This is a genomic window from Achromobacter sp. 1011791174 (genome assembly GCF_059760925.1).
This window is the reverse complement of record NZ_JCBANH010000111.1, coordinates 1-20,735: the sequence shown is the minus strand read 5'-3', so window position 1 is coordinate 20,735 and position 20,735 is coordinate 1. Positions and strand designations below refer to the sequence as shown.

Annotated in this window: 21 protein-coding genes and 1 tRNA gene; 5 read left to right on the top strand and 17 right to left on the bottom strand. The window is 67.7% G+C overall.

Features of this window, described 5'->3' with window-relative positions; all coding sequences use genetic code 11:
• A partial coding sequence (locus AC6LJ5_RS26510; RefSeq protein ID WP_498142081.1) for a CobW family GTP-binding protein occupies window positions 1-666 on the bottom strand: 666 nt, incomplete at its 3' end.
• Between the two features lie 168 nt (window positions 667-834).
• On the opposite strand from AC6LJ5_RS26510, the gene AC6LJ5_RS26505 reads away from it, so the two are divergent.
• Window positions 835-1,695: an IclR family transcriptional regulator gene (locus AC6LJ5_RS26505; protein ID WP_498142080.1), complete on the top strand. Its 861-nt coding sequence runs from the start codon at window positions 835-837 to the stop codon at window positions 1,693-1,695.
• A 39-nt stretch (window positions 1,696-1,734) separates the two neighbouring features.
• Here the strand turns inward: AC6LJ5_RS26505 and AC6LJ5_RS26500 are convergent, their stop codons facing one another.
• A complete protein-coding gene (locus AC6LJ5_RS26500; protein WP_103273582.1) occupies window positions 1,735-2,025 on the bottom strand; it encodes a DUF3579 domain-containing protein in 291 nt (96 codons plus the stop codon).
• 267 nt (window positions 2,026-2,292) lie between these two features.
• Between AC6LJ5_RS26500 and AC6LJ5_RS26495 the strand changes: the two genes are divergently transcribed.
• The gene (locus AC6LJ5_RS26495; RefSeq protein ID WP_498142079.1) at window positions 2,293-3,516 is read left to right on the top strand and encodes an aspartate aminotransferase family protein; all 1,224 of its coding nucleotides are present in this window, start codon (window positions 2,293-2,295) and stop codon (window positions 3,514-3,516) included.
• A gap of 14 nt (window positions 3,517-3,530) precedes the next feature.
• A complete protein-coding gene (argF, locus tag AC6LJ5_RS26490) occupies window positions 3,531-4,472 on the top strand; it encodes an ornithine carbamoyltransferase (protein ID WP_103276391.1) in 942 nt (313 codons plus the stop codon).
• Between the two features lie 138 nt (window positions 4,473-4,610).
• Here the strand turns inward: argF and AC6LJ5_RS26485 are convergent, their stop codons facing one another.
• The 4 genes from AC6LJ5_RS26485 to AC6LJ5_RS26470 form a co-directional block, all read right to left on the bottom strand.
• Window positions 4,611-5,174, bottom strand: coding sequence for a hypothetical protein (locus AC6LJ5_RS26485; RefSeq protein ID WP_498142078.1), 564 nt, complete (start codon window positions 5,172-5,174; stop codon window positions 4,611-4,613).
• 11 nt (window positions 5,175-5,185) lie between these two features.
• A complete protein-coding gene (locus tag AC6LJ5_RS26480; RefSeq protein ID WP_103273579.1) occupies window positions 5,186-5,728 on the bottom strand; it encodes a carboxymuconolactone decarboxylase family protein in 543 nt (180 codons plus the stop codon).
• Between the two features lie 5 nt (window positions 5,729-5,733).
• Window positions 5,734-6,687 (bottom strand): Bug family tripartite tricarboxylate transporter substrate binding protein, encoded by a 954-nt coding sequence (locus AC6LJ5_RS26475; RefSeq protein WP_498142077.1) that lies wholly within the window; start codon window positions 6,685-6,687, stop codon window positions 5,734-5,736.
• Window positions 6,688-6,753: 66 nt separating this feature from the next.
• Window positions 6,754-7,620, bottom strand: coding sequence for an amidohydrolase family protein (locus tag AC6LJ5_RS26470; protein ID WP_233772393.1), 867 nt, complete (start codon window positions 7,618-7,620; stop codon window positions 6,754-6,756).
• Between the two features lie 134 nt (window positions 7,621-7,754).
• Here AC6LJ5_RS26470 and AC6LJ5_RS26465 point away from each other — a divergent pair, with 134 nt between their 5' ends.
• Window positions 7,755-8,681, top strand: a complete 927-nt coding sequence (locus AC6LJ5_RS26465; RefSeq protein ID WP_103273577.1) for a LysR substrate-binding domain-containing protein — start codon at window positions 7,755-7,757, stop codon at window positions 8,679-8,681.
• A gap of 57 nt (window positions 8,682-8,738) precedes the next feature.
• Window positions 8,739-10,073, top strand: coding sequence for an argininosuccinate synthase (argG, locus tag AC6LJ5_RS26460; protein ID WP_103273576.1), 1,335 nt, complete (start codon window positions 8,739-8,741; stop codon window positions 10,071-10,073).
• A 194-nt stretch (window positions 10,074-10,267) separates the two neighbouring features.
• Here the strand turns inward: argG and AC6LJ5_RS26455 are convergent, their stop codons facing one another.
• From AC6LJ5_RS26455 to rlmB, 11 genes are all read right to left on the bottom strand, one after another.
• The gene (locus AC6LJ5_RS26455; RefSeq protein WP_498142076.1) at window positions 10,268-12,196 is read right to left on the bottom strand and encodes a potassium transporter Kup; all 1,929 of its coding nucleotides are present in this window, start codon (window positions 12,194-12,196) and stop codon (window positions 10,268-10,270) included.
• A complete protein-coding gene (locus tag AC6LJ5_RS26450) occupies window positions 12,193-13,218 on the bottom strand; it encodes a sensor histidine kinase (protein ID WP_498142082.1) in 1,026 nt (341 codons plus the stop codon). The genes AC6LJ5_RS26455 and AC6LJ5_RS26450 overlap by 4 nt, the downstream gene beginning before the upstream one ends.
• A 162-nt stretch (window positions 13,219-13,380) precedes the next feature.
• A complete protein-coding gene (locus AC6LJ5_RS26445; protein WP_103273574.1) occupies window positions 13,381-14,052 on the bottom strand; it encodes a response regulator transcription factor in 672 nt (223 codons plus the stop codon).
• 77 nt (window positions 14,053-14,129) lie between these two features.
• Complete coding sequence (locus AC6LJ5_RS26440; RefSeq protein ID WP_498142075.1) at window positions 14,130-14,612, bottom strand: ExbD/TolR family protein; 483 nt, start codon at window positions 14,610-14,612, stop codon at window positions 14,130-14,132.
• Complete coding sequence (locus tag AC6LJ5_RS26435; RefSeq protein WP_103273572.1) at window positions 14,613-15,551, bottom strand: MotA/TolQ/ExbB proton channel family protein; 939 nt, start codon at window positions 15,549-15,551, stop codon at window positions 14,613-14,615.
• Between the two features lies 1 nt (window position 15,552).
• Window positions 15,553-16,341, bottom strand: coding sequence for an energy transducer TonB (locus AC6LJ5_RS26430; protein ID WP_498142074.1), 789 nt, complete (start codon window positions 16,339-16,341; stop codon window positions 15,553-15,555).
• 431 nt (window positions 16,342-16,772) lie between these two features.
• A tRNA-Val gene (locus tag AC6LJ5_RS26425) sits at window positions 16,773-16,848 on the bottom strand.
• Between the two features lie 157 nt (window positions 16,849-17,005).
• On the bottom strand, window positions 17,006-17,278 hold the full coding sequence (locus tag AC6LJ5_RS26420; RefSeq protein ID WP_003812968.1) for an HU family DNA-binding protein: 273 nt from the start codon (window positions 17,276-17,278) through the stop codon (window positions 17,006-17,008).
• Window positions 17,279-17,638: 360 nt separating this feature from the next.
• Entirely contained in the window at window positions 17,639-18,319 is a 681-nt protein-coding gene (locus tag AC6LJ5_RS26415) for a Fe2+-dependent dioxygenase (protein ID WP_103273570.1), read from the bottom strand.
• Window positions 18,320-18,400: 81 nt separating this feature from the next.
• Entirely contained in the window at window positions 18,401-19,645 is a 1,245-nt protein-coding gene (locus tag AC6LJ5_RS26410) for a cystathionine gamma-synthase family protein (protein ID WP_392410825.1), read from the bottom strand.
• A 124-nt stretch (window positions 19,646-19,769) separates the two neighbouring features.
• A complete protein-coding gene (gene rlmB / locus AC6LJ5_RS26405; RefSeq protein WP_103273568.1) occupies window positions 19,770-20,507 on the bottom strand; it encodes a 23S rRNA (guanosine(2251)-2'-O)-methyltransferase RlmB in 738 nt (245 codons plus the stop codon).
• Window positions 20,508-20,735 lie beyond the last annotated feature (228 nt).

Sequence of the window (20,735 nt, the reverse complement as noted above, 5' to 3'; positions counted from 1 at the left end):
GGCCCCCGCATTCCGCCCTCCCGCCATGGCGTTCAGCACGGCCTGGCGTTGCGCCTGCCCGGCGCCCGTGCCGAATACCGCCTCGGCCGCGTCGCCTGCCACGGATTCGTGGATCAGCGCATTCGGATTCACCGCCGTGACGGTGGCGCGCAAGGCGGCCAGCTCCGGCGGCGAAACCAGGTCCGGCTTGGTCAGCACCACCTTTTCCGCAACCGCCAGCTGCCGCAACGATTCTGGCCGGGTGGCCAGCTGCCGCCGGCCCTGCTCCCCGTCCAGCGTGGCGATCACCTGGTTCAGGCGCACGGCGTCGCTCAGGGCGCGGTCGCCCAACAAGGCGTGCAGGACTGGCAGCGGCTCGGCCAGGCCGGTGGTCTCGATCACGATGCGGCGCAATGCCATGCCACGGGCGCGGGCCATCGCGCACAGATCGAGCAGGGTTTCGCGCAATGCGCCGCTCAACGTGCAGCACAGGCATCCCGATTCCAGCAGCGTTACGTTGTCGCTCAGTTGCGCCAGCACCAACTGGTCGATGCCGATGTCGCCGATCTCGTTCACGACCACGGCCGTTCCGGCGGACGCGGGCGAACGCAGCCAGGCATTGAGCAGGGTGGTCTTGCCGCTGCCGAGATAGCCAGTGAGCAAATCGCAATCCACGGGTCCAGACATGCGGCGCCTCCGTTGAGCCGGCGCGGACGCCGATTCTGGCCTGAAATGTATCGACTAACGAAATACAATTTCGATGATCATAACGACGAACCCGGTGTTACGCTATACGAAATTACGTATTGACTATCAAAATTCACTTTTCCACCTTTTCAACCTTCGGGAGCCTAGATGCGCCAGCATTCCAGCCATGCCCAGGCAAGCGCCGACGCGGATCCGCACGCGGCGTCGAAAAACCCCAACTCGGTCGAAGCGGTGAAAGTCGCCATGCGCATCCTGGATGAGCTGGCGGTGCAACAACGTCCCATGGGCGTCACCGAGCTGGCCGACGCGCTGAGCGAAACCAAGCCCCGCATTCACCGGCACCTGTCGACACTGAAGGAAATAGGACTGATCGACCAGGAACAGGCAACCGACCGCTATCACCTGGGATGGCGGGTTTTCCAGTTGGGGGAAGCGGCGGGCAAGCAATTCGACCTGCGCGTGCTGGCCGAGCCGTACATGGTGCGGATACGGGATGAGCTTCGGGAAACCGCCGTGCTGGCGGTGCCGATCAATGGCATGCCGATGGTGATCGCCACCGTGGACAATATCTACGGACGCATCCTGATCAGCGTGAAACCCGGCAACCGTCCCTTGACGCACTGCTCCGCGCTGGGCCGGCTCACCCTGGCCTTTCAGCCCCAGGCGCTGATCGACGCGCGGCTGGCCGAACCGCTATCGGCCGAAACGCCTCAGTCGATCACGGATCCCGCGCGCATCCGCGAGCGGCTGGCCACCATCCGGCGCCAGTTCTACGAAATCTCGGATGGGGAAATGATGATGGGGGTCACGACGATCGCGGTGCCGATCTTCCGCAATGGCGGCCAGCTCGCCGGCGCGCTGGCGATCGTGGGATCGGTGCAGAACGTGCCCAATCCGCCTCTCGCGGCCCAGGTGGAAACACTGCAACGGCATGCCGCCGAACTGTCTGGCCAGCTCAACAGCCAGACCTATGCCGAATGGCGGGCGGGCCGGACCGGAATCCGCTGACGCCGCCGCGTGGAAGACGGTTTCGACCCGACGCGCCGGTCAGACCTCGCGCTCTTCGGTCTTGAGATGGTTGTCGTGGGCGAAGTCGACCACGAACTTATAGGCCAGCGGCTCCAGGTCGCGCAGGCGCTGGTCGACCACGATGCCGCGCACGCCGTCGATCACGACCGGCAGCACATAGGGCGAATAGGTGAGGTGATTGCCAGCACAGCCGGGCGGGCGGAACTGGGCCATGACGCCGGCCAGCCGCTCGGCCCAGTCGCTGGGGCGGAAACGGCTGCCGCTTTCGGTGACGCCGTGGATTACGAATTGTCTGACGCGAGTTGCCATGAGTTCTTCATCTACAGGACGCCCTTCACGAAAGCCGGATCTTCGGCGTGATCAAACATGCGTCCTGCGCCGCGAATTGTATATGATTGATCCTTTGCCCTCCCTAAAACGGCTGCACGCCCCGTAGAACGGAGCTGTCCAGCAGGTGGCCGGCCCGGCTCCGCCCGTCAGGCCGGCGAACCAGACAGGCAGGCTGCGGCGACACCGCGGCAGCGGCGCGAAGCCGGCCCTGTCCGCCCAAGGGAGTCCGCCCCAGGAGAATCCGCGATGCCCTCGCCTCTGGCCAATATCTACGCCCGTCTGCCGGTAGCGTTCACGCACGGCCAGGGCGTATGGCTATGGGACGCGCAGGGCCGCAAGTACCTGGACGCGCTGGCGGGCATCGGCGTGTCCTGCCTGGGCCACGCGCATCCGCAGCTGGTGCAGGCCATCGCCACGCAGGCCGCGCGCGTCATCCACACGTCCAACATCTACGAAATTCCGCAGCAGGCCGAGCTGGCCGCCCGCCTGACGGCGCTGGCCGGCATGCAGGAAGCGGCCTTCGCCAACAGCGGCTCCGAGGCCAACGAGGCCGCCATCAAGCTGGCCCGCTACTACGCCTGGCAGCGCGGCAACCAACACGCCCACATCATCACCATGGACTCGTCCTGGCACGGGCGCACGCTGGCGACGCTGGCGGCCACCGGCAGCGACAAGGCGCGTAAGGGCTTCGAGCCCCTGCCCTCCGGCTTCATTCAGGTGCCGTACAACCAGATCGACGCGGTGCGCGCCGCCGGCGACGCCGAGCCGCGCGTGGCGGCGGTCCTGCTCGAGGCGCTGCAGGGCGAAGGCGGCATCCGGCCGTCGGACGCCGCCTACCTGCAGGCGCTGCGCCAGCTCTGCACCGAGCGCGGCTGGCTGCTGATGATCGACGAAGTGCAGTCCGGCATCGGCCGCAGCGGCAAGTGGTTCGCGCACCAATGGGCCGGCATCCGGCCCGACGTGATGACGCTGGCCAAGGGCCTGGCGGGCGGCGTGCCCATCGGCGCCATGCTGGCGGCCGGCCCCGCCGCCGGCGTGCTGACGCCCGGCAGCCACGGCACCACCTTCGGCGGCGGCCCGCTGGCCTGCGCGGCCGGGCTGGCGGTGCTGAACGCCATCGAATCCGAAAACCTGCTCGACAATGCCCACGCGGTGGGCGCGCACCTGCGCGAATCGCTGGCCGCCGCGCTGGCCGGCACGCCCGGCGTGACCGAGATCCGCGGACGCGGCCTGATGCTGGGCATCGAGCTGGCCCGGCCCTGCGGCGCGCTGGCGCTGCGCGCGCTCGAGGCGGGCCTGCTCATCAACGTCACGCGCGACCGCGTCATCCGCATGCTGCCGCCCCTGATCCTCAACCGGACAGAAGCCGACCGGATCGTCGAGATCCTGGTCCCGCTGATCCGGGATTTCCTGGCCGACAAGACATCATCAACACCCCTGCCGGGCCACGAGCCCGGCCGGGCACTTTGACCTGCGACCTCACCATGACACCACCTACGACTCAAAACGGCCCGTTGCGGCACTTTCTTCAGTTCAAGGATTTCTCGTCCGCCGAGATCGCGTACGTGCTGGACCGCGCGCGCCTCATCAAGGACAAGTTCAAGCGCTACGAACCCCACATGCCGCTGCACGACCGCACGCTGGCGATGGTGTTCGAAAAGGCCAGCACGCGCACCCGCGTGTCGTTCGAGGCCGGCATGTACCAGATGGGCGGCTCGGTCATCAACCTGACGTCCAACGACTCCCAGCTGGGCCGCTCCGAGCCCATCGAGGACACCGCGCGCGTCATCTCGCGCATGGTCGACATCGTCATGATCCGCACGTTCGAGCAAACCCGCATCGAGCGCTTCGCCTCGCACTCGCGCGTGCCCGTGATCAACGGCCTGACCAACGAATTCCACCCCTGCCAGATCCTGGCCGACATCTTCACCTACATCGAGCATCGCGGCCCCATCGCCGGCAAGACGGTGGCCTGGGTGGGCGACGCCAACAACATGGCCTACACCTGGCTGCAGGCCGCCGAGCTGCTGGGCTTCACGCTGCACGTGTCTGGCCCTGCCGGCTACGAGCTGGAACCGGCGCGCATCGGCAATCCGTCCGACAAGGTGCTGCGTCAGTTCAAGGATCCCATGGAGGCCTGCAAGGGCGCGCACCTGGTGACCACCGACGTCTGGACCAGCATGGGCTATGAGGCCGAGAACGAAGAGCGCCGCGCCGCCTTCGCCGACTGGCGCGTCGACGCCGAGATGATGGCCGTGGCCGATCCGCAAGCCGTATTCATGCACTGCCTGCCCGCCCACCGGGGCGAGGAAGTCACCGGCGACGTCATCGACGGCCCGCAAAGCGTGGTCTGGGACGAGGCTGAGAACCGCATGCACGTGCAGAAGGCGCTGATGGAGTTCCTGCTGCTCGGCCAGCTCAAGTAAGCCTGCGAGCAGGATCCGCCGGAGCGCATGCCGCCCCGGCGACAAAGGGCCGGACAGCGCAGTCCGGCCCTTTTGCTTGTCGTCTTGTCTTCTTGTGTCTTGCCCGCCGGCCTGGACGGCGTGGCGTGCGCCCGCCGCCTACAGGATCCTCATGAACATCGTGCGCCGCGTGTTGCGGAACGACGGCCGCACCCGGCTGCTCCAGTCCGTGGCCCGCACCGCCAGCCACGGCGGGCTGCCGAAGGTCTCGCGCGTGTGCAGGTCGTAGCAGGCCACGTAGCGCGGCCCCTTGTGGCGGCACTCATAGCGCAGCGCGCGCACGGTGCCCGGCACGGCGGCCAGGCCGGGCAGATGTTCCTGGTCGTACCAGGCGTTCAGGTCGGCCTCGGCCTCGGGCAGCACATCGGTCTCGACGATATAGTGCCATGGCGCGTCCTGGCCGCTGGAGGCGCCCGGCAGGTCCAGCGTCCGGTGCAGCACGCGCATGCTGGCGCCGGGCAACTGCTCGGCCACGCGCGCGCCCACTTCGGACAAGGTGCCTTCGCCGCCGTCGATGTACAGATAGGTCTCGTCCTCGTCCACGGCCGCATAGGCGCTCACGCGCACGTTGGGCAGGCCGTCGGCCAGCCTGCCGGCGATGCCGGCGGCGCGCGGCGCGCCGATGCGCTCGCCCAGGGACAACAGCAATACGGTATCCGTCACTTTCCCATTCCTCAGTGTCCGACGCGCAGGGCGACCAGGAAACGCGACACCATGTTGTAGGCCGCCACGGTCGCCGTCAATTCCACCAGCGCCTGGTCGTCATGCAGCGCGCGCAGCGGCGCGAACACCGCGTCCGGCACCTCGATGCCGCGCGTCATGGCGTCGGTCAGCGCCAGCGCCTCGGCCTCGCCCGGCGCCAGCCCCTCCGACCCTTCCGCCAGCTCCGCCGGCGCTGGGCCGGCGCGCAGGCGCTCGATCAGCGCGTCCGGCATGCCGGCCTGGCGCGCGTGCGGCACATGGGCCTCGAACTCGTAGGGCGCGCCGTTCAGCGTCGCCACCCGCAGGATGATCAGCTCGCGCAGGCGCGGCGCCAGCGCCGTCTTCTGGCGGATGGCGGTCAGCATGGCCTCCCAGCCCTCGGTCACGGCCGGGCTGTTCAGCAGCACCTGGTACAGCGGCGAGATGCGGCCGCGCGCGGCGGCGATACGCGCTTCCAGGCCGGCCAGCGCCGGCCGCGCGCCCGGTTCCACCGGCGTCACTCTGCATGCGTCCATGGCGCTCACTCCGGCCGGATGTTCTTGCGCTGGATCAGCGCGGTCCACTTGTCGCGGTCGGACGCGATCAGCGCCGCCAGTTCCTGCGGCGAGCTGGGCGCGGCCTGGGCGCCGAACTTCTCCAGCCGCACGCGCACGGCCTCGCTGCCCAGCGCCGCGCGCACCGCCTGGTTGAGCTTGTCCACGGTGGCCGCCGGGGTGGCGGCCGGCGCCACCAGCCCGTACCAGTTGTTGGACTCCACGCCGGCGATGCCCTGCTCGGCCAGCGTCTTGACGTCCGGCAACAGCGGATGGCGCGACGGCGCGGCGATGCCCAGCGCCTTGAGCTTGCCGCCCTGGATATGCCCGATCAGGCCCGGCACGTCGCCGAAGAAGCCCGCCACCTGGTTGCCCATCACATCATTGATCACCGGCGCCGCGCCCTTGTAGGGCACGTGCATGACCTTGGCGCGGCTGGCGTCGGCGAACATCTCCAGCGTCAGGTGCGGAATGCTGCCGATGCCGGACGAGCCCACCGCCACCGGCTGCGAGTCGGCCTGCGAGCGCTTGACGAAATCGGCCGCATCCACAGCCAGGTTGGCCGGATTGACCACGAACACGGTGGCGTTGTTGACCACCCGCGAGACCGGCGCGAAGTCGCGCGCCGGATCATAGGGCAGGTCCTTGTACAGCGCCGGGCTGATGGACACGGCGCCGACGCTGGTCAGGAACAGCACCGAGCCGTCGCCAGGCGCCTTGGCCACGTAGGACGCGGCGATATTGCCGTTGGCGCCGGCCTTGTTCTCCACGATCACCTGCTGCTTGAGTTCCTTGCCCAGCTGCTCGGCCAGCACGCGGCCCACCAGGTCCACCGGACCGCCCGGCGGGAAGGCGATGATCAGCCGCACGGGCGCATCCGCGCGCGCCGCGCCGGTGGCGGCCAGCCCCAGCAGGGCGGCGCAGAATAGTTTCTTCAACATGTTTGTCTCCTTTGGAATCGAATAGGGTCGTCGCCACGCGGCCCGGCCGGGCGCGCGGCGCTGGGGTCAGGGAAATCCGTACAGCCGCGCCGGGTTGTGCACCAGCACCTGGCGGCGCGCCTCGTCGTCCGGACAGGCCAGGAAGAAGGCGTCGCATAATTCGCCGTCGTCCGGCATGTCGCCGCGCACGTTCGGGTGCGGCCAGTCGGTGCCCCACAAGGTGCGCTCGGGCATGGCCTCCACCAGCGCCCGCACGAAGGGGATGCCCTCGGCGAACGGCCGCCTGCCCGCGCCGATGCGGTCCAGGCCCGACACCTTCACCCAGGCGCCCGGCAGGTCCGCCAGGCCCAGCAGCGCGCGAAAGGCCGGCGCGTCCAGCCCGTCGGCCGCGCGCACCCGGCCCATGTGGTCGATCACGAAGGGCAGCGGCAGCGCGCGCAGGCGCGGCAGCAGCCCGGGCAGCTGGGCGCCGTCCAGATGCAGGCACAGATGCCAGCCCAGCGGCGCGATCAGGCCGACCACATGGTCGAAAACGGCCGGGTCCGGCGCACCGCCCAGATGGGGCACGAAGTTGAAGCGGGCCCCGCGCACGCCGGCGTCGTGCAGCGCGCGTACCGACGCGGGGGTCGCATCCGCCCCCAGCAGCGCCACGCCGCGATAGCGGCCTTCGCTGCGGGCCAGCGCGTCCAGCAGCGCGGCATGGTCGGCGCCGTGGCAATTGGCTTGCACCACCACCGCGCGGCGGATCCCCAGGTGCGCGTGCAGCGCGGCCAGCCGGGACTGCGGCGCGTCGGGCGGCGTGTAGGAACGGCCCTCGGCATACGGGAACACGTCGGCCGGCCCGAACACATGGCAATGGGTATCGCAGGCGCCCGGCGGCAGGGCGTAGCGGGGACGGGACGGGGATGCGAGCGGCGGACGACAATCGGACACGGGACGATCCTGCGGGGAAAGCGCCATGGTCATGGATTGCGGCCTGCCGAACAATGCTATATCTTTGATTTCAGATATAGAAAATATAAATATCCCAGACTCCCGTCCCGGCGCATCCCCGCCCTCCCCGCCTCATGGACCTCAAGCAGATCGAATATTTCCTGCGCGTCGCCGAGCGCCGCAGCTTCTCGCGCGCGGCCGAAATGCTGGACGTGGCCCAACCCACCCTGAGCCGGCAGGTGCGCCTGCTGGAACAGGAACTGGGCCAGCATCTGCTGTACCGCAACGGCCGGGGCGTGGAGCCCACCGAGGCGGGCCTGCGCTTCGTGGAGCATGCCCGCGCCCTGCTGGCCCTGGCCGAGCGCGCCCGGGAAGACCTGCGCAGCCTGCGCGAGACGCCCGCCGGCAAGGTGTCGGTGGGCCTGCCGCCGCGCATCGCCCGGGTGCTGACGCCGCCGCTGGTGCAAGCGTTCCGTCGCGAATTCCCCGGCGCCTCGATCGCCGTGGCCGAGGGCCTGAGCGCGCAGGTCCGGGAATGGCTGCTGGCCGGGCGCGTCGACCTGGCGCTGCTCTATGATCCGGCCCCCTCACCTCAGCTGGCCTGCGAGTCGCTGTTCCGCGAAGACCTGGTGCTGGCCGCCGCCCCCGGCGCTCGGCCCGCGCTGCCCGCACGCGTCGCGGTCAAGGACCTGGGCGCGTATCCGCTGGTGCTGCCCAGCCCGCCCAACGCCATCCGCACACTGGTCGACAGCGTCTGCCGCGCCCAGGGCGTGCGCCTGCAGGTGGCGGCCGAGGTCGACGCGGTGCAGACCATCGTCGAGCTGGCCGCGCAGGGCGATGCCTGCGCCATCCTGCCACGCTCAGCCGCCCGGGGACCGGCGGCCGAGCACGCGCTGGCGCTGGCCGATATCGTCGCCCCCCGCATCGTCAACAACCTGGTGCTGGCGACCGCCCGCCACCGTCCCTCGACGCGGCTGGCCTCGGCCACCGCCAAACTGATACGCGGGCTGGAACTGCGCGCCCTGTTCGCCCCCGGCAAAAGCGCTAAAATGCCCGCTTAGATTTCTTGTTTGGCGGCTCGCTGCTGTCAAAGTCCCGTTGGCGTCTCACCTCAAACAATGACCACTATCCTCCCGAACCTTCCCACCGGCCAGAAGGTCGGCATCGCCTTCTCCGGCGGCCTCGACACCAGCGCCGCGCTGCTCTGGATGCGCAACAACGGCGCCATCCCCTACGCGTACACCGCGAACCTGGGCCAGCCCGACGAGGCCGACTACGACGAGATCCCGCGCAAGGCCCTGGCCTACGGCGCCAAGAACGCCCGCCTGATCGACTGCCGTCCGCAGCTGGTCGCCGAAGGCATCGCCGCCCTGCAATCGGGCGCCTTCCACATCTCGACCGCCGGCATCACCTACTTCAACACCACGCCCATCGGCCGCGCCGTCACCGGCACCATGCTGGTGGCCGCCATGAAGGAAGACGACGTCAACATCTGGGGCGACGGCAGCACCTTCAAGGGCAACGACATCGAGCGCTTCTACCGCTACGGCCTGCTGACCAACCCGGACCTGAAGATCTACAAGCCCTGGCTGGACCAGCGCTTCATCGACGAGCTGGGCGGCCGTTCGGAAATGTCCGAATACATGCGCCAGGCCGGCTTCGACTACAAGATGTCCGCCGAAAAGGCCTACTCCACCGACTCCAATCTGCTCGGCGCCACGCACGAGGCCAAGGACCTGGAGCACCTGAACTCCGGCATCCGCATCGTCAAGCCCATCATGGGCGTGGCGTTCTGGCGCGATGACGTGGCCGTCAAGGCCGAGGAAGTCACGGTGCGCTTCGAGGAAGGCCAGCCGGTCGCGCTGAACGGCGTGGAATACGCGGACCCGGTCGAGCTGATGCTCGAAGCCAACCGCATCGGCGGCCGCCACGGCCTGGGCATGAGCGACCAGATCGAGAACCGCATCATCGAGGCCAAGAGCCGCGGCATCTACGAAGCCCCGGGCATGGCGCTGCTGTTCATCGCCTACGAGCGCCTGGTCACCGGCATCCACAACGAAGACACCATCGAGCAGTACCGCGAAAACGGCCGCAAGCTGGGCCGCCTGCTGTACCAGGGCCGCTGGTTCGACCCGCAAGCCATCATGCTGCGCGAAACCGCGCAGCGCTGGGTGGCCCGCGCCGTCACCGGCGAAGTCACGCTGGAACTGCGTCGCGGCAACGACTACTCGCTGCTGAACACCGAATCGGCCAACCTGACCTACGCTCCCGAGCGCCTGTCGATGGAAAAGGTCGAGAACGCCCCGTTCACGCCGGCCGACCGCATCGGCCAGCTGACCATGCGCAACCTCGACATCACCGATACGCGCGCCAAGCTGTTCACGTATGTGCAGACCGGCCTGCTGGCTTCGTCGGGCACGTCGATCCCTCAGCTGAAAGACGAAAAGAAGTAGGCCCCCCCCGAAGCGCTGCGCGCTTCCCCCCAGGGGGCGTCGCTGCGGACCGGCAAAGCCGGCTCCGCGCGACCCTGATAGGGAGTGCCTCGAATGTCGCGCCTTGGATTGGGTGCGTGAAATGAGGGGTGCGATAGCGGTTCAACAAAAAGCCCCTCGGCGTGCCGAGGGGCTTTTTGTTTGGGCTGGCGCGGCTACAGCTCGACCTGCATGCCCATTTCCACGACGCGGTTGGCCGGGATCTTGAAGAACTTGGTGCTGCGGGTGGCGTTGCGCGCCATGAAGGAGAACACCACGCGGCGCCAGCGCCACAGCGCCGGTTTCTTGGCCGCGACGACGGTCTGGCGCGACAGGAAGTACGAGGTACGCATCGGTTCCAGGTCGATTTCCGGGTAGGCCTCGGCCACCTGGCGCAGGGTGTCCGGCACATCCGGATCTTCCTTGAAGCCGTAGTGCACCGTGGCCTGCCAGCTGGAGGCGCTGAGCTTGTTGACCGTGAAGCGTTCGTCCTCGGACACGTAGGGCACGTCCGCGACCAGGATGGTCAGGAACAGCACATGGTCGTGCAGCACCTTGTTGTGCTTGAGGTTGTGCAGCAGCGCCGGCGGCACGTTGCCGGAGTTCATGGTCATGAAAATGGCGGTGCCGTGCACGCGCGACGGTGGGTATTCCTCCAGCTGCTCCATGAATTCCTTGAGCGGCTGGCGGTCGCGCTGCTGCATTTCGGACAGCAGGCGGCGGCCGCGACGCCAGGTCATCATCAGCGTGAACACCACGATCGCCACCACCAGCGGCAGCCAGCCACCTTCGTGGATCTTGAACACGTTGGCCGAGAACAGCAGCACGTCGAACAGCAGCAGGAGGCCCAACGCCACCAGCCACAGCATCCGCTTGGCGCCGGTGCTGCCGCGCGGCCGCCCGGCGAAGGCCAGCACCGAGGTAGTCAGCATGGTGCCGGTCACGGCGAAGCCGTAGGCGGCGGCGAGGTTGTCGGAATTGCGGAACACCAGCACCAGCACCAGCACCGCGCACAGCAGCAGCGCGTTGACCTGCGGCAGGTAGATCTGGCCTTTCTCGACCGCCGAGGTGTGCAGGATCTGCATGCGCGGCCAGAAACCCAGCTGCACGGCCTGGCGCGTCACCGAGTAGGCTCCCGAGATCACCGCCTGCGACGCCACCACGGTGGCCACGGTGGCCAGCGCCACCAGCGGCGCCAGGCCCCAGTCGGGCGCCATCAGGAAGAAGGGATTGCGGATCGCCTCGGGATCGCGCAGCAGCAGCGCGCCCTGGCCAAAATAGCACAGCGTCAGCGCCGGCATCACCATGCTGAACCAGGCGCGGCGGATGGCCGGGCGGCCGAAGTGGCCCATATCGGCGTACAGCGCCTCGGCGCCGGTCAACGCCAGCACCACGGCGCCCAGCAGCACGAAGCTGATCCAGGGGAATTCAACGATGAAGCGCAAGCCCCACATGGGATTGAGCGCACTGAGCACTTCCGGCGTCTGCCAGACCTGCCAGCCGCCCAGCAGCGCCAGCGTGCCGAACCACAGCGCCATCACAGGACCGAACAGCTTGCCCATCAGGCCGGTACCGTGCGACTGAATCACGAACAGGCCCACCAGCACCAGCAGCGCCAGCGGCACGACCCACTCGTCGAGCTGGTGCGAAACGATGCCGATGCCCTCCAGCGCCGACAGCACTGAAATCGCCGGCGTGATCATGCTGTCGCCATAGAACAGCGCGGCGCCGAAGATGCCCAGCACGATCAGCACCCAGCGCATGCGCCCTTCCCGGCCGCGCACGGCCAGCTCCAGCAGCGCCAGCGTGCCGCCTTCGCCCCGATTGTCGGCGCGCAGCACCAGCATCACGTACTTGAACGACACCACCACCATCAGCATCCAGAACAGGATGGACAGCACGCCCAGCAGATGCGCCGGCTCCAGGTCGGTGTGCACGCTAAGCCCGGTCAGGCAGGCCCGCAGGGTGTAGAGCGGGCTGGTGCCGATGTCGCCATACACCACGCCCAGCGCGCCCAGGACGAGCGCTGCCTTGGACGATGGCGCATGCACCACGCCAGCCGGGCTGGAAGACGAGTTAGGAACGCGGACCGTGTCCTGGCTCATGATGTGGGTTCTTGCCGAGTGAGTTGGGCTCCCTTGCGGGGGCCGGGGAACACGACGGACAGTCGCGTTCCGGGAAAATCGGGGCGGCTGGTGAGCCGCCACCAGGCGCCGTGCGCATGCGCGATCTCGCGCACGATGGCCAGGCCCAGGCCCGAGCCGCCGGCCGTGGCCGTGGGCGAGCGATAGAAGGCCTCGAACACGCGGTCGCGCTCTTCGGGCGGAATGCCGGGCCCGTCATCCTCGACCGTCAGCGACGGCGGATTGGCGCCCACGATGAGCACGATGCGGCCGGTCTCGTTGCCGTAGCGCAGCGCGTTGTCGATCAGGTTGCCCAGCAGCTCGGCCAGCAGCAGCGGATCGGCATCGATCCAGATCGGCGTGTCCGGCGCCACCAGGTCCAGCTCATGGCGCGCCTCGCGAGCCCGGGGAAACCACTCGGCCCCGTTCGACCGCACCCATTCGCACAGGTCGACGCGCACGAAGCTGTCTTGAGGCCGGGCATTGGGATCGGCGCGCGCCAGCACCAACAATTGCTGGCCCAGGCGGATCATGCGGTCGCTGACCGCCTTGATGCGCTCGGCCCGCGCGCGCACATCGTCCGGCAGCGGCCGCGCCAGCATCAGCTCGGACTCCAGCCGCAGGCCGGACGGCGGCGTGCGCAACTGATGGGCCGCATGGCCGATGAAGCGCCGCTGCGCCGCCAGTGAGGCGTCCAGACGCAGCAGCAGGTCGTTGGTGTGCGTGACCAGCGGCTCGATCTCGACCGGCACGCCGGCCACTTCCAGCGGCTGCATGTCGTCGATGGAGCGCTGGCGGATCTCTTCGGACAGATGATTCACCGAGCGCAGGCCCGAGCGCACGCCCTGCACCACCACCCAGGTGAACATCACGATCAGCACGATCTGCCCCAGCACCATCAGCCAGAGGAAATCCTCCAGCATCCACATCGACATCTCGATCTTGTGCGTGATCACCCAGGTGGCGATCAGGTCCAGCAGGACCAGCAGCAGGATGGGCGGCATCAGCCGGATGACCAGATGCCGGGCCAGGGAACGGGAGGGGAGCAGCGGACGCGAGGCCGGAGCGGCGGCGGCGGGAAGAATGCGTTCCTGCGTCATGGCCCGGAGCCCTCAGGGTAGGCGGGAGGATGGTCGCGGCCGGCGCGGGGCGACCGCAAACGGCCGTCAGGCCGCTTCGACATCCAGCATATAGCCGAAACCACGCACCGTCTGGATGCTGGCGCCGGTGCCTTCCAGGCGCTTGCGCAGGCGGTACACATAGACCTCGACGGCATTTTCGCTGAAATCGGCATCCCAGGCGGACAGCGAATTGACGATCTGCCGCTTGGTCACGACACGGCCCACGCGGGCCATCAGCATCTCCAGCACGGAAAGTTCGCGCACCGACAGCGCCAGGCGCTGGCCGTTGGCCCGCACTTCACGGCCGACGGTGTCGAAGCTCAGCGGACCGACCTCGATCAGCGGCTGCGCCTGTCCGGCGCGGCGACGACCGAAGGCGCGCACGCGCGCGGCCAGCTCGGGCAGTTCAAAGGGCTTGGTGACGTAGTCGTCGGCGCCGGCATCCAGCCCGGCCACGCGATCGTCGATGCCGTCGCGGGCGGTCAGGATCAGCACGGGAACCTGGTTGCCGTCCTGGCGCAGCTGGCGCAGCACATCCAGGCCGCTCATGCCAGGCAGGTTGAGGTCGAGCAGCAGCAGGTCGTATGGCTGGCCGGCCAGCGCGCCGAGCACGCGGTCGCCTTCGGTCAGCCAGTCGACCGCATACCCCTGGTCGGCCAGGAATTCCTGGAGCGCGTGGCCCAGGGTGGTGTCGTCTTCGATTACCAGAACTCGCATGCCGGGATTCTAGCGCGATCCCGACGAAAACGGGGCGCCAGCGGCGCCCCGTGATCGGGATTCGTTCAATATCCGGTTCAGCGGGCGGGGGCTGGCGCCGGCGCGCCGCCCTGCTCCGCCGCGCCGCCCTGGCCGTTGCCGCCGGACGGCGGCGTGGTGACAAAACCAATGCGTGTCATGCCGGAACGACGGGCCGAGGCCATGACCTTGGCCAGCGTCTCGTAGCGGGTGTTCTGGTCGGCGCGGATGCGGATCTCGGGCTGCGGCTTGTCGCCGGCCAGCGCCTTGAAGCGATTCGGCAGGTCGTCGATGTTGACCGGCTTCTCGTCCCAGAACAGCGCGCCGCTGGCGTCGATGGCCAGGTCCACGGTCTTGGGCTCTTCCTCGATCTGCTCGGCCGCCACCTGGGGCATGTTGATCTTGATCGAGTGCGCCAGCAGCGGCGCCGTGATGATGAAGATCACCAGCAGCACCAGCATGACGTCGATCAGGGGCACCATGTTGATCTCGGAGACGGTACTGGAGCCGCCCCCCTTGCCCTCGAAGCTGCCAAAGGCCATTTATTCGCTCCCGCGTTGGGCGCCGCCGCTCTGGCGACGCAGGGCGCGCACCTTGCCGTCGGACAACGCGACTTGCTGGCCGGTGGTCAGGAACGCGAACAGGTCATGCGCGAACGCGTCCAGGCGAGACAGGAACACGCGGTTGTTGCGCACGAAGGTGTTGTACGCCAGAACCGCCGGAATCGCCACCGCCAGGCCCAGGCCGGTCATGATCAGGGCCTCGCCCACCGGACCGGCGATGCGGTTGATGGTCACGCCGTCGGACAGGCCGATGCCCACCAGCGCGTGATACACGCCCCAGACCGTGCCGAACAGGCCCACGAAGGGCGCGGTCGAACCGACCGAGGCCAGCACCGTCAGGCCGTTTTCGAGCTTGGCGGTTTCCTCGTCGATGACCTTGCGCATGGTGCGGGTGACGAACTCGGAGCTGGAGCCGGATTCCTCCAGCTTGGTGGCGCCGAACTTGTTGTGATGCGCCTGCGCGTGCATGGCGTGGCTGGCCAGGTGCGAGAAGGGATCACGCGCGCCGTGCGTGACGATTTCGTTCTCGACCTGCTCAAGCGAGCTGGCGTTCCAGAACTTGTTCAGGAAGTCGCGCGAGCGCTTGCGCATGCTGACGTTGCTGGCGACCTTGACCAGGATCAGGTACCAGGTGACCAGCGACATCAGGATCAGGATGACGAACAGGCTCTTGCCGACAAAGTCGCTCTGCGCGACGAAATGCAGGAAGCCCATGTCCGGCGTGGCCACGGGCGGCGCCGAGGCGGCGGGCAGCGCGGCGGCCGCGCCGTGCAGCGCGTCGGCGGTCTGCTGGACGGCGCCGGCGGCCTGCTGCGCCACGCCGCCGGCCGCCGTGGCGGCTTGCTGGGCGGCAGCCGGCGCGGCCGGGCTGGTGGTCGCCTGCGCCACCAGCGTGGCGCCATGCATTGCGTTGGACATCTCAGTTCCTCATTACGAAATCGAAAGGAATTTTGGCTTTGGCGGCATAGGCCACGCCATTACGGGTATAGGGCTTGAAGCGGGCCTTGCGGATGGCGGCCAGCGCCGCCTCGTCCAGGCGCGGCGAACCGGAAGAAGAATCGACGCGCGCGCTCACGACCAGGCCCTGGTTGTTGATTTCCACCAGCACCACCACCCGGCCTTCCTCGCGCATGCGGCGCGACGCCATAGGATAGTTGGCGGAGGGCTTGGCGCCCAGGTACTCGACGCTGGACACCAGCTCCGGCTGGTCGGGCGGCGGCCCCTGCTGCGGGCTTTGCGTGGCCTGGCTGCCTTCGGGCGCGCCGGTGGGCTGCGTGGGCGGCGTGTCCGGCTTGGGTTCCTGCTTGGGCGCTTCCTGCTTGGGCTGCGGCTTGGGCTTGGGTTTGGGCTTCGGCTTGGGCGCGGGCATCGGCGGCTTTTCGACCACCGGCTCGGGTTCGGGTTCCGGTTCCGGATCCGGCTTGGTTTCCGGTTCAGGCTCGGCCTGCGGCTCGGGCGGCGGCTCGACGACCGGCTGCGGCGCTTCCGGCGCGGGTTCCTCGGCCTTGGCGACCTGCGCCACCGGCGCCTCGATCACGCTCACCATGATGGTCTCGGGCTGCTCCAGCTTCGGCGCTTCGGGAGGCGCCATGAAAATGGCGCCGACGACGGCCGCATGCAAGGCAAGGACCACCAGGCCGGCGCCTGCGCGTAAACCGATGGAAGAGGACGGCGATGAGGCGTTCGAACCGTGTTGAAAGCTAGGCATGAATCAGCCGGGGGCACATGGACTTATCTGGCCAGCCAGACCCGAATGACGCGCACCGCAAGGCGACGCCGGCTGACCGGTACAAGCCAAGCATCATAGCTTAAATGCGAATGATTCGCACGTCCTATTTCGTCTGATACTTAATCACATGCTTGACGCCGCGCATGGCGGCGTCTGGCGGGCCGTGCGCGCGAACGCCGCCTCGCCTGCCCCATCGCCTGCGCGCAACGTGACGCAGGAACACGCGACATGAAATCGGGACTGCATGGAACGGCGGCGGACGATGCGACACATGGAACGCGGACACGGCAAAAGCGCGCGCGATGAAACGATCCGATGGAACGACCAACAGGAACAGCAAGGACAACACGCCGCCCCAAACAAAAAACCCGCACCATCGATATGTGCGGGTTTTCAGTCTTGCGTGCTTCTGGTGGGTGCTACAGGGGTCGAACCTGTGACCTACGCCTTGTAAGGGCGCCGCTCTACCAACTGAGCTAAGCACCCGTCAGGTTGCCGGAATTTCCGACGCGCAGCCATTGCTGGACTACACATGAAAAGGCCGACGGGGTACTCAAAAGCAATACGCGGGCCGGAGTATACCGGACCGCGTATCTGTCGGCAAATCAGCTGGCGCCGTGGCCAGCCCGATCCGCCTCGTCAATTAGTTGACGGCGTCCTTCAGGGCCTTGCCGGGACGGAACTTCGGCACCTTGGCCTTCTTGATCTTGATGGTCTCGCCGGTGCGCGGGTTACGGCCGGTGCGCGCAGCGCGAGCCGACACGGCGAACGTGCCGAAGCCAACCAGCGTGACCGTGCCGCCCTTCTTCAGGGTGGTCTTGACGGCACCGATCAGGGCGTCGAGCGAACGGCCGGCGGCAGCCTTCGAGATGTCGGCCTTGCTGGCGATGTGATCGATGAGTTCGGTTTTGTTCATTCAGATGTACCCCTCACAAGGTATGTGAGTTTGCCGGAACCCGACTGCATGACGGTCACATTGGAACGGCACGCGTCTTAACGCGAACGCACCGGCAAACGACGAACAGACTAGTGGATAAACTTTTTCTTGCGCTGCAAAGCACAACTTTTAAACTGCTGCGCCGCTTGAAGTTGGACGGCAAAAAGCCGTCGAACCCCCAGCGACGCAGACGTGTATTAGGCCCTGGCCCCGGGCGACTGTCAAGCAAAAACCTCACCACAACCCGCGCCAATACTAGCTTTTAGCCGATTTCGCAATAAACAAAAACGCGCATTTCGGGGTTTGCGCGACAGCGTTCGCACGCCTCGCGCGCCGTGCTCAGACGTCGACCCAGCGACGCAGCAAGTTGTGATAGATGCCCGTCAGTTGCACGATGGACGGATGCCCCGCGGCGTCCTGGTTCAGGCGCTGTATGGCCACGTCCATGTCCAGCAGCAGCGCGCGCTGGCTGTCCTCGCGCACCAGGCTCTGCATCCAGAAGAAAGAGCTGACGCGCGCGCCGCGCGTGACGGGATTCACTTTGTGAAGACTGGTGCCGGGATATAGCACCATGTGTCCGGCCGGCAGCTTGACCGCGCGCGGGCCATAGGTGTCGTCGATCACCAGCTCGCCGCCGTCGTAGGAATCGGGCTCGGAAAAGAACAGCGTGGCCGACAGATCGGTGCGCACGCGCTCGGACCCGCCGGACAGCGCGCGCACCGCGTTGTCGACGTGATAGCCGAAGGCCTCGCCGCCCTCGTAGCGGTTGAACAGCGGCGGAAAGATCTTGCGCGGCAACGCCGCCGACATGAACAGGTTGTTGGCGCTCAGCCGCTGCAGGATCAGGTTGCCCAGTTCCTGGGCCAGCGGATGCTGCTCGGGCAGTTGGCGGTTGCGCTTGACCTCGGCGGACTGGTAGCCCGCGGTCACCTTGCCGTCCACCCACTCGGCCGCGTCCAGGCGGCGGCGAATCTCGGCGGCCTCCTCGGGCGTGAAGACATCGGCGATCTGTATCAGCATGGTCTGACCTTGATTCCTGCAATGCTTGCGCAGACACGCGCCGCGAGGGCCGAACAGGCCGCCCCGCGCGAATGTCCGAAATTATCCTTGCAGGCAGCCGTTGAGCGCCTGATCGAAGTCAAACAGCAGGTCGCCCTCGTCCTCGATGCCCACCGAGACGCGGATCAGGCTGTCGGCGATGCCCATCTGCTGGCGCCGCTCGGCGCCCATTTCGTAATAGATGGTGTGGGCGGCGGGCAGCGCCAGGCTGCGCGTGTCGCCCAGGTGCGTGGCCATCAGCACGATGCGCAGGCGATTCAGGAAATCGAAGCAGTCCACGCCATCGGCCAGCTCCACGCCCAGCAGGCCGCCGAAGCGCGAGCCGAACAGCGCCGCGGCGCGCGCGTGCTGCGGATGGCTCTCCAGGCCGGGATAGTGCACCTTGGCCACGCCACGATGCGATTCCAGGAAACGCGCCAGCGCCAGCGCATTCGAGCAATGCTTGGCCATGCGCAGCGCCAGCGTCTCGGCGCCGACCGCGATGCGGTGCGCCGGCTCGGCCGCCAGCGTGCCGCCCATGTCGCGCAGGCCCTTCTTCTTGATCTGCGTCAGGCCCCAGCCGGTGGCCGGCCCCTTGCGGTAGGCCTCATAGATGTTGCCGTAGCCGCTCCAGTCGTACAGCCCGGTGTCCGTGACCGCGCCGCCCAGCGCGTTGCCATGGCCGCCGATGTACTTGGACAGCGAGTTCATGACCAGCGACGCCCCCACCGACGACGGCCGGAACATCCACGGCGAGGTCAGCGTGTTGTCCACCACATAGACCAGGCCGCGCTCGCGGCAGATCTCGCCGATCACCGCCAGGTCGGCCACCTGCGTGCCGGGGTTGGCGATGGTCTCGGTGAACACCATGCGGGTATTCGGCCGGATCGCCTCGCGCACCTGCGCCGAGTCGGTCGCGTCCACGAAGCTGATTTCCACGCCCAGTTCCAGCAGCGTGCCCAGCAGGCTGTTGGTGTTGCCGAACACATACTGGCTGGACACCAGGTGATCGCCCCGGCGCAGCAGCGTGGTGAAGATCGCGGACAGCGCCGCCATGCCCGTCGAGAAACTGACCGACCCTTTGCCGCCCTCCATTTGCGTGATCTTGGCTTCCAGCGCCGTGGTCGTGGGCGTGCCCTGGCGCGCGTAGGTGAAGCCGGCCTTGCCCTGGAACACGGCGGCCAGTTCACGCGCGTCTTCGTAGGCGAACTCGGACGACGGATGCATGGGCTTGTGCACCGCTCCGTGCTCGACGGATTGATGGCGGTCGGAGTGCAGGATGGTGGTGGTGAAGCCGTTCTGGCGCATGATTGACGATCAGTTCTGGTGGACGGAAACCCGGGGCCGCCGCGCATCGCGGCGAAATCCCGCCGGGGCTTTCAGGCCCCGGCGGCATGAATACTGCGAAAAACTGCGTGAAGACTGCGAAAAATCAGGCTTGCCGCTGGCGCACGGTCTCGTACAGGCAGACGGCGCTGGCCACGCTGACGTTCAGGCTTTCCACCGAACCCAGCATGGGAATATTGACGAGCTGGTCGCAGGTCTCGCGGGTCAGGCGGCGCATGCCCTCGCCTTCCGCCCCCATGACCCAGGCCATGGGTTGGCGCGCGTCGATCCGGTGCATGCTGTCGCTGGCCTGGTCGTCGGTGCCGACCAGCCACACGCCGCGGTCCTTCAGGCTGCGCATGGTGCGCGCCAGATTGGTGACCATCAGGTAGGGCACGGTGTCGGCGGCGCCGCAGGCCACACGCTGGACGGTGCTGTTCAGGCCCACCGCGCGGTCTCGCGGCGCGATCACCGCGTGCACGCCGGCCGCGTCGGCCGTGCGCAGGCAGGCGCCCAGGTTGTGCGGATCGGTCACGCCGTCCAGGATCAGCAGCAGCGGCGGCCCTTCGATCACATCGAGCACTTCATCGACGTCAACCGCCAGCTGGCGTTCTTCGGCCAGCGCCACCACGCCCTGGTGGCGGGTGCCGCGCGCCAGGCCGTCCAGGCGCTCCATGCCGACCGGATGCAGGCGGCAGCCGGCGCGCTCGGCCTGCTCGATGAACGTCTGCATGCGCTTGTCGCGGCGCGACGCTTCTACGTAGATTTCCTTGATCGAATCGGGCGCGTGTCGCAGCCGCGCGACCACCGCGTGAAACCCGGCCAGGACTTGGGTCGACGCCATAACTATGCAATACCTTTAGAAAAACGAATACCCGCCCCACACCGGGACGGGCCGCCGGACAGCGCCGGCCATAGCCGCAATGTTACCCCTTAAGGGACGGCGGCCAACGACTGTCTCGCAATAATGGGACACGCGCCCAGGATCGCCGTGGACGCCCTCGCCACACGAAACGCCTCGTTTCCGCCAGAAGCCACCCGGCACCAAGGCAAGAAGACAAGCGCCCCGCCC